This window comes from Terriglobales bacterium, assembly GCA_035651995.1.
In the GTDB taxonomy this organism is placed as follows: domain Bacteria; phylum Acidobacteriota; class Terriglobia; order Terriglobales; family Acidobacteriaceae; genus DASRER01.
This window is the reverse complement of record DASRER010000039.1, coordinates 120188-135541: the sequence shown is the minus strand read 5'-3', so window position 1 is coordinate 135541 and position 15354 is coordinate 120188. Positions and strand designations below refer to the sequence as shown.

The window sequence follows — 15354 nt, the reverse complement described above, 5'->3', positions numbered from 1 at the left end:
GTGAAGGTTCATTCTAGCCGGTCGGCACGGGACGCGGGCGAGGCCGCCCGCGTCCAACACAGGCCGTGGCCGGTCAAGGCCTGGCCGATTTGTGGATCTCGACCGTGCTCCAGGTCTTATCGGCGGCGTGGCAGAGGTCTTCCAGCGGGCACTCGGCGCATTTGGGTTTGCGCGCGATGCAGAATTTGCGCCCGTGATGAATGACCTGGTGGGAGAAGTCGGTCCAGCGCTCCTGCGGGATGACGCGCATCAGGTCCTGCTCGATTTTGCCGGGGTCGTCGTTCTTGGTCAGTTCGAGGCGGCGCGAGATGCGGGTCACATGCGTGTCGACGACCACGCCGATGTTCTTCCTGAACCAGGTGCCGAGCAGGACGTTGGCGGTCTTGCGGGCGACGCCGGGCAGAGTGAGCAGCTCTTCCATGGTTTGCGGGACTTCGCCGTTGAATTCGGCAACGAGTTTTTTCGCCGCGCCGACCAGCGATTTCGATTTGTTGCGGAAGAAGCCGGTGGAGCGGATATCGGGCTCGAGCTGCTCGGGCTGGAGGCGGGCGAAGTCCTGGACGGTCGGATATTTCGCGAACAGCTCGGGCGTGGTCTTGTTGACGCGCTCGTCGGTGCACTGCGCCGAAAGGATGGTGGCGACCAGCAGCTCCCAGGAGTTGCGATGTTGCAGCGCGCAGGTGACGCCGGGGTAGGTGGCGTCGAGGCGGCGGATGATCTCGGCCACGCGGGCACGGCCGGTGGGGTTGTACCTGGCGTTTGTGGACTTGGCGGGGCCTTTGGCGGCGCGTGCAGCGGGCCTGGGTGCGGGCCTTGGCTGCACTTTCGCGCGCGCGGGCGGGCGGGTGATCCTGTATCCCTGCTTGGCCCAGCGGGGTTGTCGCGGGCCGGTTCCGCGCGGCATGGGTGCTTGCCCTCCTGGAAAATCAAAAGCCAACCACAAAGGACACCAAGGTAGCACGAAGGAGACGACGGCATGCGTGCACCTCGTGAAACTGCGAACTGTTAACTGTAAACTGTGAACGTGAATTCGCCGCTGCCGGCCAGGTCCGCCGCCAAGACTGATCTCGCGCAGGTCCCGCTCACGCTTGAGGGCTCCGGCGTCCTGCACCAGATGTTCCGCTTCCGTTGGAGTGCGTGGCGGCAACTCAATGCCAAGTACCGGCCCCGCATTCTCAATGCGGTGACCGCGGCGCTGGCGCCGATGGAGGCCGAGGGCACAACGGCGCTTTACAGCCTGCTGGGACACAAGGGCGACCTGCTGCTGGTGCACTTTCGGCCAACGTTCGCCGAACTCAAGCAGCTCGAGCTGCGGCTGGCGGCGGTTGGACTGAACGAGTTCCTCGAGCCGGTGTCGTCGTACCTGTCGGTGATCGAGTTGGGGCTCTACGACTCATCGGTGAAGCTCTTCACCGAGCTGGCGCAGAAGGGCGTGGCGCCGCATTCGCCGGAGTGGAACGCGGCGGTGGAGGAAACGCTGGCGCGGCAGCGGGAAGCAATGGCGCCGCGGCTGTTTCCCAAGATTCCCGGCGCGCGCTACATCTGCTTCTATCCGATGGACCGGCGGCGCGGCGAGCAGAAGAACTGGTACACGCTCGACATCCACGAGCGCCAGCGCCAGATGGAGGAGCACGGCAGAGTCGGACGCCGGTGGGCTGGCAAGGTGCAGCAGATCATCTCAGGCTCGATCGGCTTCGACGACTGGGAGTGGGGCGTGGACCTGTTCGCCGACGAGCCGGTGGACTTCAAAAAGCTGATCTACGAAATGCGCTTCGACCAGGTGAGCGCCGAGTACGCGCTGTTCGGGCACTTCTACGTGGGCGTGCGGGTGAAGGCGGACGCGCTGGCTGGGCTGCTCGAGGGCAAGCTGCCGCCGTCCGAGGCGGCGAGGTGATGCGGCTGCTGAAGTGGGTGGCGTACCTGCTGCTCTCGGTGGGGATGATCGCGCTGCTGCTGGTCGTCGTTGTGATCCCGTTCCAGTGGTGGTTCCTGCTGCATCGCGACCCGACGGCGAACCCGATCGGCCTGGTGCTGGCGTTCGTCACGCTGTTTCCTTTCGCGCTGGTGACGGCGGCGGTTGGGCTGACGCTGGCGGTGGTGCACCGCGCCATCGCGCGGAGGCAGAAGCGGCGGGAACGGGCGGCGGCAGCCGTGGACGCAACAGGCGTTGACGCAAACGGGCAAGGCCGTTAACCTTCCTAGCGATGTCGGTGAAATCCATCCAACTCGGCCAGGTTTGGCGGCAGGATTCGAGCGGTCAGAATTTCCTGGTGACCAAGCTCTACAACGAGGTCTTCAACCAGTACGCGGTGTTGCGCGTGGCCACGGCGAATGCGGCCACAACCGACACTGTGCGCGTCAAGGTGAGCAAGACCACGGACGGCGCTACACTGCCGGGGTATACGTTCACGCAGGATTCGCAGGACTTCTAGGACCGGGCGGCGAGTGCCGACTTGAGGACCGGGGGCTGAAGCCCCGGTTTTTCTTTTCTGGTTCGCGCGGCTAAAGCCCCGCGCTTCCACCGATATCGCGCCCGAGGGGTGTTTTTCGGGGCGCGGGCTTGGTCAGCCTGTCGAGACTCTCAGTTACACTGGCTGCGTGATCGGGAAAATCATCGCTTTCCTCGCCGTTTACATCATCGCCGTCATTTCCTCGATTGGATACTTCGGCGTTGTCCTGCTGATGGCGATTGAGTCGGCGTGCATACCGCTGCCCAGCGAGATCATCATGCCGTTCTCCGGATACCTGGTGTACACGGGGCGCTTCAACCTGTGGTGGGTGGCGACGGCGGGCGCCCTGGGGTGCAACCTGGGCTCGTGGGTGGCGTATTGGGTGGGGTATCACGGCGGGCGTCCGCTGGTGGAAAAGTATGGGCGGTACATCTGGCTGAGCAAGACCGAGCTCGATATGGCCGACCGCTTTTTTCAGCGCTGGGGATCGGCGACCGTGTTTTTTTCGCGGCTGCTGCCGGTGATCCGCACGTTCATCGCGCTGCCGGCGGGGATTGCGCGCATGCCGCAGGGGAGGTTCCATGTGTACACGTTTCTGGGGTCGTGGCCCTGGTGTCTCGGGCTGGCGTGGGTGGGGCTGAAGCTGGGCGAGCGCTGGGACTCGGATCCGCGGCTGAAGATGTGGTTCCATCGCTTTGACGCGGTAATCGCGGCGCTGATCATTTTCGGCGTCGTGTGGTTCGTGTGGACGCGGTGGAAGCACCGGATACGGGCCGTGGAGGCGTAGGCGGGTCCGTCAGTCTTTCAGGCCGTCAGCCTGTCAGCGATGAATGGTTGGCGCTGATCGACTGGCAGACTGACGGACTTCTCCCTTACCGTGGCATCTTTTCGGGAGCGGGCGCGGCAGGCGGGGTGGGCGGCGTCGCGGGTAGATTCGCATCGTTCCAGATGCTGCGCGCGACGAGCCAGGCGCCGTCCGGCTGCTTCTTGAGGACGCGCATCACGTTGTACTTGTACTCGATCTCCTTAGCGCCGGCTTCGATGGGGCGAAGGCGACCGGAGATGGTGCCCCACTCGACGGCGGTATCGCCGAGCACGTTGACTTCCTGCCAGTCCTCGCTGTAACCGAGGACTTCCATCCGGTCCATCTCTTTCTCGCCGGCGCGGAGGAACTCCAGGTTGGCAACACGGCCGGTGATCGGCGCATGGTTGGGCGGGATGGCAACGATGTCATCGGTCCAGAGGGCGGAGAGGGCGTCCACGTCGTAGGCGAGCGAGGCCTTGATGTCGGCGTCGTGCAGGTACTTGATGGCGAGTTTGTCCTGCTCGGGAGTTTCGCGAACCTGCGTGGGCGGCGGTGCGGACCGCCTGGCCGCGGGCGTGCGGCGCTGGGTCCTGGCGGTTTGGGCCGTCGCAATGGCGCCGATGACGAGGATGGCGATCAGGGTGAAACGACGCTTCATAGGGACATTCTAGCGGCTCGTGCAGGGCTGCATGGCGTGGACGGCATCGTGGCCCACCCTTTCCGGGGCAAAGGGCGACCCGGGAAAAGGGTGGGGCACCCACATCTGTGGTCGTGCGAGGCGTTTGAACACCCATGTTTTTTCTGAGAAGATAGCCGGTTTGCAATTCGCTCGGTGAGCAAGAAGGGAAGTGCCGGGAATGGCGAAGGTCAAGAGGAAGTCGCGGCCACGCAAGGCGGTGCGTCGCCGGGCGGCCGCGGTGTTGAAGGCGGCGCCGGGGCGCGCGGCCGAGAGCATAGCGCCCGCGGCGGGCCGGCTGGGCGTGATGATGCCCGGCATGGGGGCAGTAGCGACCACGTTCGTCGCCGGCGTGGAGGCGATACGCCGGGGATTTGCGGCGCCCATCGGATCGCTGACCCAGATGGGAACCATTCGCCTCGGCAAGCGCACCGAGGGCCGCTCTCCGAAGATCAAGGACTTCGTCCCCCTGGCGCGGCTGGAAGATATGGTGTTCACCGGGTGGGACATCTATCGCGACGATATGTACCAGTCGGCGCTGAATGCGGGCGTGCTGGAGCGCTCGATGCTGGAGAAGGTGAAACCGCTGCTGTCGTCCATCAAGCCGCGCACCGCCGTTTTCAGCCAGGACTACGTGAAGAAGCTCGACGGGCCGAACGTGAAGCGCGGGCGCACCAAGCGCGACCTGGCTGAGCAGGTGCGCCAGGACATCCGCGAGTTTCGCAAGAATTCGGGCGCGGCGCGGCTGGTGATGATCTGGTGCGGCTCGACCGAGGTTTTTCTGCAGCCGGGCGAGGTGCACTCCTCGATCCGGAACTTCGAGCAGGGCCTGGACAAGAGCCACCAGGACATTTCGCCCTCGATGATCTACGCCTATGCGGCGCTGAAGGAGAACGTGCCGTTCGCCAACGGCGCGCCCAACCTGACCACCGACATCCCGGCGCTGATTGACCTGGCGCGCAAGAACGATATTCCGATCTGCGGCAAGGACTTCAAGACCGGGCAGACGCTGATCAAGACGGTGCTGGCGCCGGCGTTCAAGGCGCGCATGCTGGGGCTCTCGGGCTGGTACTCGACCAACATTCTGGGGAATCGCGACGGCGAAGTGCTGGACGATCCGGGAAGCTTCAAGACGAAGGAAGAGTCAAAGCTGGGCGCGCTGGAGCACATTCTGCAGCCGCAGGTTTATCCCGAGCTGTACGGCAACATGTTTCACAAGGTCCGCATTAACTATTACCCGCCACGCGGTGATAACAAAGAGGGTTGGGACAACATCGACATTTTCGGGTGGCTCGGGTACCCGATGCAGATCAAGGTGGACTTCCTGTGCCGCGACTCGATCCTGGCGGCGCCCATCGTGCTCGACCTGGTGCTGTTCCTCGACCTGGCGCAGCGCTGCGGTCTGCGGCGCATGGGAATCCAGGAGTGGCTGAGCTTCTACTTCAAGTCACCGATGACCGCGCCGGGGCTGTATCCCGAACATGATTTGTTCATTCAGTTGATGAAGCTGAAGAACACGCTGCGGCACCTGCGCGGGGAAGAGCTGATCACGCACTTGGGGCTGGAGTATTACGACTAGGACAGGGCTGGTAGGTTTTCGGTAGGAGCACCGGCCTTAGGCCGGTGATGTAGACGAGAACTAGCGCAAGCTTCAGACCCGGAAATGTTCGGCGTGTTGGGCGGGGATGATAGCACTGCTGGAGCGGTCGGCTAGCGCTTCGGCTGTCGGCGCGGGCGAGGTCGCGCGCGTGCACACGGGCGGTGGTTGGTGGAATGTTTGCTCGCGCGATGTGTCTGTTCGGGGCAGGCGCGGACGAGGGCGTCCGCGCCACCTGCTGCCCGATGAGCGGTGGTGCGGGTAGGGATCCTTCGACTGCGCGCTTCGCGCTCCGCTCAGGATGACAACACTGAATGTTCCGGCTGAAGCTCGTGGTATACCGCACGCGAGGGCGCTCTGCGTCACACCGGGCGTGGTGATTGCCGGTGGCCGAGGACCCCGCAACTGCCATGCAAGAGTGCTCGCCGGCAGCGATCGGGACGCACAACGGGAAACGGGAACCTGGGTTTTCAGGCTTTGGCCAGTGAGCCGACAACGGACTCGAAGATCTTGAAACCTGCCGTCGACCCGAGCTGCGGTTCGCTGGCGCGCTCGGGGTGGGGCATCATGCCGACGACGTTACGTCCTTCCGAGCAGATGCCGGCGATGTTGTCGAGCGAGCCGTTGGGATTGGCGGCTGCGTTGATCTGACCCTCGGGCGTCGAATAACGGAAGATGATGCGGCGTTCGCGGGTGAGCCGCGTGTGCGTTTCCTCGTCGCAGAAGTAATTGCCTTCCATGTGTCCGATGGGGATGCGCAGCACTTCACCCTCGCGGCAGGCGGCGGTGAAGGGCGTCTCGGCGGATTCCACGCGCACGTTCACGAACTTGCAGACGTACTTCAGGCCGGCGTTGCGCATGAGCGCGCCGGGCAGCAGGCCCGATTCGCACAGAATTTGAAAGCCGTTGCAGATGCCGAGCACGAGGCCGCCGGAGTCGGCGAACTGCTTTACCGCTTCCATGACGGGCGAGAGCTTGGCGATGGCGCCGGTGCGGAGGTAGTCTCCGTAGGCGAAGCCGCCCGGGACGATGATGACGTCGGAATTCTCCAGGTCGTGCGACTCGTGCCAGAGAAAGCTGACGGGCTGCTTCGCGACCTGGCCCACGACGTGGTAAGCGTCGTGATCGCAATTCGATCCGGGGAAGACGAGCACGCCAAATTTCATCGCCGGCTCCGCATCAGGAATGTGTTTTCAGTATAGCGCCAAAGTCTTTGACCATGTTGGCGCATTCGGAGCCCGAGGTTGCTGCGAACCCCGGTGGAGGTGCAGGCCGGCGGCAAGCACAACGTGAAAGTCACGGTGCAGTTCGGTGCGGCGCGCATCTAATGTTGTATTCATTCGTCATAACGGACAAACGGTTTCGCGCCTGTGCCTGAACCCGCCTCCAATCTGCCGCGGCCCGTTGGGCCGCAGATGCCCAACGTTCCGGCCGCGCCGGCGCCGAATGGCGCCGCAGCGCAACCGTGGACCGAGCAGCGTTTTTCGTCGCACGTGCGGACGGCGGGCGGCGCGCTGAAGAACTGGTTCGTCGCGACCTGCCAGGACGCTCTCGCCGTCGCGGCGATGTGGCTGGTGGGGCTGCTGATGATCGGCGTGCCGCTGGCGCCGCTGTGGGCCGTGCTGGGCGGGCTGTTCCAGTTTGTCCCCAACATCGGACCGACGCTGGCGATCATCGGACCGGCGTTCACCCTGCTGGTGACCGAGGTTGCAGCGCCCGACGCATCGGATGCGGGATGGATGCGGTTCATCTACCTGCTGATGGTGTTTGCCGTGATCGTGGTCGTGGATGGGCTGGTGTTGCAGCCGTACCTGATGAAGCGGACGGCACGGGTGCCGATATGGGCGTCAATCCTGGCGCCGATTGTGCTGGGGTTCCTGTTTCCGTTCTGGGGCGTGCTGCTGGCGCCGCCGCTGCTGGCCGTGGTGTATGCGTTCCGGGCGAAGGCGAGGGAAAGGACTTGAACCGAACGGAAGTGGATCGTGAATAGTGGGTAGTGGACAGCAAGGGCTGAGTCACTCCCGGAAATCGCGGTGTTGCCATTCACTTTTCACTATCCACTATCGACTGGAATCCCGGTTCATCCGCGTGAATCGGCGGTGAGCATATTTTCCGCGGTGAGGGATTGTCCTGCGCCGAGGACGCGGACGAAAACGTCGCGGTCCACGTTGCCGCCGGTGAGGACAACGGCGACGCGCTTGCCCTGGTTGCGGTCGCGCTCCTGCATGGCGGCGGCGACCGAGGCGGCGCCGGCGCCTTCGGCGACGTTGTGCGTGTCGCTGAAGAGGGCGCGCATGGCGGCCTCGATTTCGTCGTCGGTGACTTCGACGATGCGTTCCACGCCGCGGTGCATCCACTCAAGGGCGTCGGGGTCGGGGGTGCGGCAGGCCATGCCGTCGGCGATGCGGGTAGTGCAGTCGCGCTCGATGAGCTTCTTTTGCGCGAAGGAAAGCGCGACGGCGGGCGCGGCGCTGGCGACAACGCCGACAATCTTCGCTTTCTCGCCCAGCGCGTCGCGCGCGGCCATCATTCCGCAGATGCCTGAACCCAGGCCGATGGGAACGTAGACCACGTCGAGTCCGGGAGCGGCGCGGAACAACTCCAGTCCGTAGCTGGCGACGCCGCGGACCAGGGCCGGATGCCATGGCGGAACGACGTGCAGTTGGCGCTCGGCGGCAAGCGCGTGCGAGTGCTCCAGTGCAGCCTGGAAGTCGTGTCCGTGCTCGATCAGTTCGGCGCCGAGCGCTCGCATGGAGGCGTTTTTCTCCACGCTGTTGCCGTGCGGCACGACGATGACGACGTTCATGCGGTTGCGGCGCGCGGCGAAAGCGATGGACTGTCCATGATTGCCGCGGGTGGCCACGATCACGCCGCGGACTTCGGGGTGATTGCGACGCAGCTCGTCGAAGTAAGTAATGCCGCCGCGAACCTTGAAGGCGCCCAGCGGCGTGTGATTTTCGTGCTTCACCCACACTTCGTGTCCCAATCGCTCGGCCAGCAGCGGCCAGCGATACTGCGGTGTGGGCGGGACGACGCCATGGACCAGGCGGGCGGCGGCGTCGAGTTCCTGGAGGGAGAGGTTGCGCATAGCAGTCAGACTCGTGACCGGAAATCAGGTCATCCACTACCGAATTATGAGAACGGCCGAACTGCGGAATTGAACACCATCGTTGGAAGGGCTTTCCCTTCGGCAGTCTCTTTCGAATCGTAAATCCTAAATCGTAAATGCTATAATTCCGTCTTCAACATCCTTCCGCTGGCGCGCCGTAGGTCCGCGCGAAAAAAGGGGTTTCGTCATGTCTGGCCACTCAAAATGGGCCACCATCAAGCATAAAAAGGGCGCGCTGGATGCCAAGCGCGGCAAGATTTTTACTCGCCTGATCAAGGAAATCACCATGGCGGCCAAGAGCGGGGGCGACCCGGACAAGAACCCGCGCCTGCGCACGGCCGTGGCGGCGGCCAAGGCCGAGAACATGCCGGCCGACAACATCAAGCGCGCCATCCAGCGCGGAACGGGCGAGCTGCCCGGCGCCACCTACGAAGAGTTTTCGCTCGAGGGCTATGGCCCGGGCGGCGTGGCCGTGCTGGTGGAGATTTCCAGCGACAATCGCAACCGGACGGTGAGCGAGATCCGGCACGTGTTCACCAAAAACGCCGGCAACATGGCCGAGGCGGGCGCGGTGGCGTGGATGTTCCACAAGAAGGGCTCGATCGTGGTGCCCAAGTCGGCGGCACCGGAAGACGCGCTGATGAACATTGTGCTGGAGTCGGGCGGGGAAGACCTGCGCGATGACGGCGAGAGTTGGGAAATCCTGACCGATCCGGGCAGCTTCGAGGGCGTACTCGCGGCGGTAAAGGGCCAGAACATCCCGACCGTGGCCGCCGAAGTGACGATGGTGCCGCAGAACTACATCAAGCTCGAGGGGCAGCAGGCCGGGAACATGATTCGGCTGATCGAGGCGCTGGAAGACCACGACGACGTGCAGCACGTCTACTCCAACTTCGACGTGGACGCGAAGCAGCTGGAGGAAGTGGCGAGCTAGAAGCGCCATCGGTCCTCGGCTGCCGGCCCAGCCAGGACGCAACGCGGGCGGAAAGGCGCCCGCGTTTTTTTGTCGCTGGGAGTACAGTGCACAGGGTCCTGGTCCCGCAACCAACGCGGGCTCAGGACGACCCCGCAAAGAGTGATACTGGCGGAACGCCTGCGGATTTCGCTCACATCGCGCGGCGCGAGCCTGATAAATTCCTTCATACATGAAAAAAGCTTTCCTTTTTATGTTGCTGTTCGGCCCGTGTGCGTGGGCGCAGAACATCGGCGAGTTCGGGCGCGGCGCCCGCGAGTTCGGCGTGTGGACGTCTGGCGGACACGGCATCAGCGGCGGATTTTCCGCCGACACCTCGATGATCAGCACGGGCGTGCGCCTGGGCTGGATCGTGTTCGGCCCGCACGGGCGCGGCCCCCTGCGCGGCAACTTCGAATACGCGTTCGACGTCGTGCCGGTGCAGTACCTGTGGCAGCCCGGCGTGAACAACAACACCTACGGCGGCGGCTTCAACGGCGCGGTGCTGAAGTGGAACTTCATCGGCAAGTACACGCCTTACGTGGAGATCGCGGGCGGCGCGCTGTTCACGCCGAAAAACGTTCCACCCGGGATCAACACGGTGAACTTCAGTCCACAGGGATCGGTCGGGTTTCAAGTCCCGCTGGGCGAGGCGAAGAAGCTCGACCTGGCGATCCGCTACGTACACATCTCCAACGCCAGCCTGCAACTGCCGAACCCGGGCCTGAACTTTATCCAGGGACGCGTGGGGCTGATCTTCTGGAACGGCAGATCGGGGAAGAAGAAATAGGTTTTTAGGGGTTGGGTTTCGCGTTTCGAGTTTCGCTTCAAGCCGAGATGCCTTTTGTGCCGGTGCTCGCCCGCCGAGCGTGAAGGTTCGGCCTCCAGAACTGCTATTCTTGCCGGTTCATTCCCATGTCCACCCTCGTTGAGTGCGTTCCCAATTTTTCCGAAGGCCGCGATGCGGCCAAAGTTGACGCCATCATCGCGGCGATGAAGATGGACGGCGTGTATCTGCTCGACCGCGAAATGGACGCCGATCACAACCGCTCGGTGATCACGCTGGTGGGCGAGCGTGACGCGGTGGCCGAGGCGGCGATCCGCGGCGTGTGCAAGGCGGCGGAGCTGATTGACTTGACCAAGCACACCGGCGCGCATCCGCGGATGGGCGCCGCCGACGTGGTGCCGTTCATTCCCATCGAGGGCCTGACCCTGGAAGATTGCGTGGCGATCGCGCGGCACGTGGGCGAGCAGATCTGGAAGCGCTGCGGCGTGCCGGTGTACCTGTACGAGGCGGCTGCGACGACGCCCGAGCGGCAGAACCTGGAGAACATCCGCCGCGGGCAGTTCGAGGGCCTGCGCGACGAGGTGCCGAAAAACCCGGCGCGCCGTCCGGATTTCGGCGAGGCAAAGCTGCATCCGACGGCAGGCGCGACGGTGGTCGGGGCGCGGAAATTTCTGATCGCATACAACGTGTTTCTGAACACGGGGGACGTGGAGATCGCCAAGAAGGTCGCCCGGGCGACGCGGTTTTCTTCCGGCGGACTGCGCTACGTGAAAGCGGCGGGATTCAGCGTGCGCGGGCTGGCCCAGGTTTCGATGAACCTGACCGACTTCGAGCAGACGCCGATCGCGCGCGTCTTCGAATACGTGCGGCGCGAGGCGCAGCGCTACGGCGTGCAGCCGCTGTCGAGCGAGATCGTGGGGCTCATCCCCAAGCGGGCGCTGGAAGACGCAGCGGAGTGGTTCCTGCAGGTGGAGAACTTCGACAGCTCGCTGATCCTGGAGAACCGCCTGGCGGCGGTGATGGGCGGCAAGATGGCCGTGGGTGGACTGCGCGCCGGCCTTGAGCCGTTCGTGGAGCAGTTGGCGGCACCCACGGCAACTCCCGGCGGCGGCAGCGCAGCAGCGGCCGCGGGTGCGATGGCCGCCGCGCTGGCGCACATGGTCGCCGCCATGTCGCGCGGCAAGAAGAATTATGTGCAGTTCGAGCGCGAATTGAGCGATGCGATCGCGCGCCTGGCGCAGCTACGCGAAGAGTTCAAGGCCGCAGTGGACGCCGACGCCGCGTCCTACGGCGCGGTGATGGCTGCCCTCAAGGAAGCGAAGACCAAAGAACCGGCGGCGGGCGAAGCGGCGATCCAGGCGGCAACGCGCCGCGCGTCTGAGACGCCGTTGGGCGTGGCTGAGCGCGGCAGGGAAGTGCTGCTGCTCGTCGAAAAGCTGCGGCAGATCACGAATCCGAAGATGGCCAGCGACCTGACGGTGGCGTCGTCGCTGGCGCGCGCGGCGATCGAGGGCGCGGCGGCGAACGTGGAGATCAATTTGGAGTCGCTGACGGACAGCGCTTTTGTGGCGAAGACGCGGGCGCGGCTGCGGGCAATTCAAACAATGCAAAATGCAAAATGAAGACCCCGGCAGAGTATCCGCTTCGCATTTTTTCATTTGCATTGCCTGAGAACTACTGCCAGCCGTAATACCGATACCGCTTCGGCCGGGCTGGAAACAGCTTAATCATGAGCGCGCCGGCAACGAAGCCGCCGACATGTGCCCAGAAGGCGACGCCGCCTCCGCTCTCCTGCGTGTAGGCGACGGCCGTTGAGGCGCCCGAGAGGAACTGGACCAAAAACCAGTACCCGAGGACGAGCCAGGCCGGGAGCCAGACGAAATAGATGAAGAAGAAGGGAACCAGCGTAAGGACGCGCGCGGAAGGGTAGAGCAGAAAGTAGGCGCCCATCACGCCGGCGATGGCGCCCGAGGCGCCGACGCTGGGAATGGCGGAGCTCAGGTTGAAGAGCGTGTGCACGATGGACGCCAGAACGCCGGCGGCGAGATAGAAGAGCAGGTAACGCGTGTGTCCCAGGTGGTCTTCCACGTTGTCACCGAAAATGTAGAGCGCCCACATGTTGGCGATCAGGTGCAGCCAGCTCGCGTGCAGGAACATGGAGGTGAAGATGGGCACCAGGGCGGCCTCGGCGCTGGCGTGGCGCGCGCCGGCCAGCAGCCCGGTGACGTTGGCGGGCACGACGCCGAATTGAAACATGAGCACGGAGCGCGCGTGCGGATCGAGCGCGACTTCGAAGAGGAAGACGAGGGTGTTGATCCCGATGAGGAAGAAGTTTACCCAGGGCGTCTCGGTGCGCGGCGCGTCGTCGCGGATGGGAATCATGAGGGACTTGGGATTTACGATTTGCGATTTACGATTTGAAGACCGCAGAGAGGAAGCAGGTGGCCTGCGGCTAGAATCGTCAATGGCGCAGTCAAATCGTAAATGATGAATGGCTTCCTGGTCATCGATAAGCCGGCGGGGATGACGTCGCACGACGTGGTGAGCCGCGTGCGCAAGCTGCTCGGCGAGCGCAGCGTGGGCCACCTGGGGACGCTGGATCCGATGGCGACCGGCGTTCTGCCGCTGGTCGTCGGGCGGATGACGCGCCTGGCGCAGTTCTACACCGCCGCCGAGAAGGCGTACGAGGGCGAGATCCGGCTGGGATTTGCCACCGATACCTATGACGCGGCCGGCGATGCGGTGGGCGAAACGCGGGCGGTGAGCGTGTCGCGCGACGAGGTGGAAACGGCGGCAGGGAAGTTTCGCGGCACAATCGAGCAGATGCCGCCGCCGTTTTCGGCCAAGAAGATTGCCGGCGTGCCGGCCTACAAGCTGGCGCGCAAGAAGAAGGACGTGGAGCTGAAGCCGGTGCAGGTGCAGGTGAGCGAGCTGGCGGTGCTCGGCGTGGAGGGCGACCGCGTGCGTTTCCGCGCGGCGGTTTCGTCCGGAACGTACCTGCGATCGATCGCGCACGAACTGGGACAGGAGCTGGGATGCGGCGGACATCTGGCGTCGCTGCGGCGCACGCGGGTGGCCGAGTTTACGCTGGCGGACGCGCGCACGCTTGAACAGGTGGCCCAGGTGGCGGAGGCGGCGCAGCGCATCGCCGGCAATGCTCGCGACGACGAGGACACGCGCGGCAATCGCGTCGACGACAGCGGCCGGGAACTGGATTCCCTGTTCGTTCACCCGCGGCGCGTGCTGCCGGCCATGCCGTCGGTGACGGCGAACGAGGAGCACGTGGCGCGCATTAGCACGGGACAAAGCGTCAATCTGCCGGAGCTGTCGAAGGCGCCGCTGGTCAAGGTCTTCCGCGGGCAGGCCGAGATCATCGCCATCGCCAGCCGCGTGGCCGGGACGCTGTTTCACCCCAAGGTTGTGCTGCTGGAGCGGTGAGCGGGGTAGTTCGGTTACGCGGGCCTGGGTCTCTCCCAATATGCGGGAAAGCGCGAAAAAACTCCTGAGCTTGCGTAAAGATTGCTTTCATCCCCTGCGCATACCCTCAGAAAATAAGCGAGTTAGTGTTGGCAGGCAGGTTGCGATCCAGCACGGCAGGCGCAGCCAGGCGCATCCCAGGAGGCCGTGATGGGACGTTGGAAGAAGCTCGATTACGAAGTCCAGACCCCGACCGCCGAGGCCATGCGCGATCAGGTCCGTGCCGCCAGGCACGACTGCGGGTCTACACCGCCATTGAAGGTCCACAGCTGGTTCGACTTCCAGAGGAACGTGATGGTGGTCGAGGTGGCGGTTGAGAACCCTGCTGAGGCGGAACGCTAGGGCTGCCTGCGGACCCGCACCTGCGGTGAGATCTTACCCTTGCGCGTGAGGACATAACGGGCAGGGTCCCTGGGCGGCGCATGTCCGATAACGGATATTATGTTAATGAACCGAAACGCGGCTGTTTTCGCGGTCGCGCGCCTCCTCAAGGCGACGGCAATAGGGCTTTTTCCAGGTCGGCGCGAAACCCGGCGAGTTCAGCCAGCCGCTCAGCAGTGGCCTCGACCGTTTCCTGCTTGGCCTGGAAGACCTGGCGGCCGTCCCGCTCCACCAGAACGCCCAGCGTGCCGCCGGCGGCGCCGCCCATGCGCCAGCCGGGCGTACCGATCAGCCGCAAGCCCTCGGGTGTGGCTTCGACGAGGGCAATGCAATTCCCTCTTGTCACCCCTACGGCCCGCGGAAAGCGCTCGAAGGTCTGGAGGTCGAAGCCGGCGGCGTAGAGGTGCTGGAGCTGGGTGGAGGGATCAGGCATACCGGCTGATTGAACATCGGGGCATCGGGCCATTGAACCCGATCCAGCCGTTGCTGTCGGTACACTGGTCCGATATTCAACGACCGGATGACCCGGCCGACTACATCTTGTATCGCCCCAGGTCCTCGTCGTTCAGGTTCTCGAGCCACTTGCGGAGCTCTTCGCTGGAGACGCGGTCGGAGCCTTCGGCGGCCTTCTTGCTCGTTTTGAGGACTTCGTCGGCGACGAAGATGGGGCAATCGACGCGCAGGGCGAGGGCGAGCGCGTCCGACGGGCGCGAGTCGATGCTGATGATGCGGCCGTCGCGCTCCAGCCAGATGACGGCGAAGAAGGTGTCGTCGCGCAACTCGCTGACCACGATCTTGTGGACGCGCGTCTCCAGGCCCGTAAGCACGTTCTTGATGAGGTCGTGCGTCATGGGGCGCGGCGTGGCGACCTTCTCGATTTCCAGGGCGATGGCATTCGCCTCGTAGATGCCAACCCAGATGGGCAGGACGGCGTCGCCGCTGGTGTCCTTGAGAATCACGATGGGCATGTTGGTGACCGGATCCATCATCAAGCCGCGAATTTTCATTTCGACTTCCATCGTGAACTCCCTGGCCCCCGGGGCTAAAGCCCCTTTGCTGCACGCTCCTGTTCGCGGGGCCAAGGCCCCGCGCTTCCATCGTTGCCCGGGGCGGAAGCCCC

Annotated in this window: 18 protein-coding genes; 11 read left to right on the top strand and 7 right to left on the bottom strand. The window is 64.3% G+C overall.

What is annotated here, in order from left to right:
• Positions 1-73 precede the first annotated feature (73 nt).
• On the bottom strand, positions 74-904 hold the full coding sequence (nth, locus tag VFA60_13820; protein ID HZQ92867.1) for an endonuclease III: 831 nt from the start codon (positions 902-904) through the stop codon (positions 74-76).
• Between the two features lie 120 nt (positions 905-1024).
• On the opposite strand from nth, the gene hemQ reads away from it, so the two are divergent.
• The 4 genes from hemQ (at position 1025) to VFA60_13800 (ending at position 3237) form a co-directional block, all read left to right on the top strand.
• Positions 1025-1894: a hydrogen peroxide-dependent heme synthase gene (gene hemQ, locus VFA60_13815; GenBank protein HZQ92866.1), complete on the top strand. Its 870-nt coding sequence runs from the start codon at positions 1025-1027 to the stop codon at positions 1892-1894.
• The gene (locus tag VFA60_13810) at positions 1894-2193 is read left to right on the top strand and encodes a hypothetical protein (protein ID HZQ92865.1); all 300 of its coding nucleotides are present in this window, start codon (positions 1894-1896) and stop codon (positions 2191-2193) included. Before hemQ ends, VFA60_13810 begins: the two co-directional genes overlap by 1 nt.
• Before the next feature lie 11 nt (positions 2194-2204).
• A complete protein-coding gene (locus VFA60_13805; protein HZQ92864.1) occupies positions 2205-2432 on the top strand; it encodes a hypothetical protein in 228 nt (75 codons plus the stop codon).
• A gap of 166 nt (positions 2433-2598) precedes the next feature.
• Positions 2599-3237: a DedA family protein gene (locus VFA60_13800; GenBank protein HZQ92863.1), complete on the top strand. Its 639-nt coding sequence runs from the start codon at positions 2599-2601 to the stop codon at positions 3235-3237.
• An 85-nt stretch (positions 3238-3322) separates the two neighbouring features.
• Here VFA60_13800 and VFA60_13795 read toward each other — a convergent pair whose 3' ends face one another.
• A complete protein-coding gene (locus tag VFA60_13795) occupies positions 3323-3913 on the bottom strand; it encodes a nuclear transport factor 2 family protein (protein ID HZQ92862.1) in 591 nt (196 codons plus the stop codon).
• Between the two features lie 325 nt (positions 3914-4238).
• On the opposite strand from VFA60_13795, the gene VFA60_13790 reads away from it, so the two are divergent.
• Complete coding sequence (locus VFA60_13790; protein ID HZQ92861.1) at positions 4239-5510, top strand: inositol-3-phosphate synthase; 1272 nt, start codon at positions 4239-4241, stop codon at positions 5508-5510.
• Positions 5511-5998: 488 nt separating this feature from the next.
• On the opposite strand, the gene purQ is transcribed toward VFA60_13790, so the two are convergent.
• The gene (gene purQ, locus VFA60_13785; GenBank protein HZQ92860.1) at positions 5999-6694 is read right to left on the bottom strand and encodes a phosphoribosylformylglycinamidine synthase subunit PurQ; all 696 of its coding nucleotides are present in this window, start codon (positions 6692-6694) and stop codon (positions 5999-6001) included.
• A 204-nt stretch (positions 6695-6898) separates the two neighbouring features.
• Between purQ and VFA60_13780 the strand changes: the two genes are divergently transcribed.
• On the top strand, positions 6899-7492 hold the full coding sequence (locus VFA60_13780) for an AI-2E family transporter (protein ID HZQ92859.1): 594 nt from the start codon (positions 6899-6901) through the stop codon (positions 7490-7492).
• A gap of 116 nt (positions 7493-7608) precedes the next feature.
• Here VFA60_13780 and VFA60_13775 read toward each other — a convergent pair whose 3' ends face one another.
• The gene (locus VFA60_13775; GenBank protein HZQ92858.1) at positions 7609-8616 is read right to left on the bottom strand and encodes a threonine dehydratase; all 1008 of its coding nucleotides are present in this window, start codon (positions 8614-8616) and stop codon (positions 7609-7611) included.
• A gap of 208 nt (positions 8617-8824) precedes the next feature.
• On the opposite strand from VFA60_13775, the gene VFA60_13770 reads away from it, so the two are divergent.
• The 3 genes from VFA60_13770 (at position 8825) to ftcD (ending at position 11998) form a co-directional block, all read left to right on the top strand.
• On the top strand, positions 8825-9571 hold the full coding sequence (locus tag VFA60_13770) for a YebC/PmpR family DNA-binding transcriptional regulator (GenBank protein HZQ92857.1): 747 nt from the start codon (positions 8825-8827) through the stop codon (positions 9569-9571).
• 211 nt (positions 9572-9782) lie between these two features.
• On the top strand, positions 9783-10379 hold the full coding sequence (locus tag VFA60_13765; protein ID HZQ92856.1) for an acyloxyacyl hydrolase: 597 nt from the start codon (positions 9783-9785) through the stop codon (positions 10377-10379).
• A 125-nt stretch (positions 10380-10504) separates the two neighbouring features.
• Positions 10505-11998 (top strand): glutamate formimidoyltransferase, encoded by a 1494-nt coding sequence (gene ftcD / locus VFA60_13760; GenBank protein HZQ92855.1) that lies wholly within the window; start codon positions 10505-10507, stop codon positions 11996-11998.
• A 52-nt stretch (positions 11999-12050) separates the two neighbouring features.
• On the opposite strand, the gene VFA60_13755 is transcribed toward ftcD, so the two are convergent.
• Positions 12051-12758 carry a rhomboid family intramembrane serine protease gene (locus VFA60_13755; protein ID HZQ92854.1) on the bottom strand — a complete coding sequence of 236 codons (708 nt, stop codon included), beginning with the start codon at positions 12756-12758 and terminating at the stop codon, positions 12051-12053.
• Between the two features lie 102 nt (positions 12759-12860).
• Here VFA60_13755 and truB point away from each other — a divergent pair, with 102 nt between their 5' ends.
• Entirely contained in the window at positions 12861-13814 is a 954-nt protein-coding gene (gene truB / locus VFA60_13750; protein HZQ92853.1) for a tRNA pseudouridine(55) synthase TruB, read from the top strand.
• A gap of 189 nt (positions 13815-14003) precedes the next feature.
• Positions 14004-14195, top strand: a complete 192-nt coding sequence (locus VFA60_13745; GenBank protein ID HZQ92852.1) for a hypothetical protein — start codon at positions 14004-14006, stop codon at positions 14193-14195.
• A gap of 145 nt (positions 14196-14340) precedes the next feature.
• Here VFA60_13745 and VFA60_13740 read toward each other — a convergent pair whose 3' ends face one another.
• Entirely contained in the window at positions 14341-14667 is a 327-nt protein-coding gene (locus VFA60_13740; protein ID HZQ92851.1) for a hypothetical protein, read from the bottom strand.
• Positions 14668-14767: 100 nt separating this feature from the next.
• A complete protein-coding gene (locus tag VFA60_13735; protein HZQ92850.1) occupies positions 14768-15253 on the bottom strand; it encodes a bifunctional nuclease family protein in 486 nt (161 codons plus the stop codon).
• Positions 15254-15354: the final 101 nt, after the last annotated feature.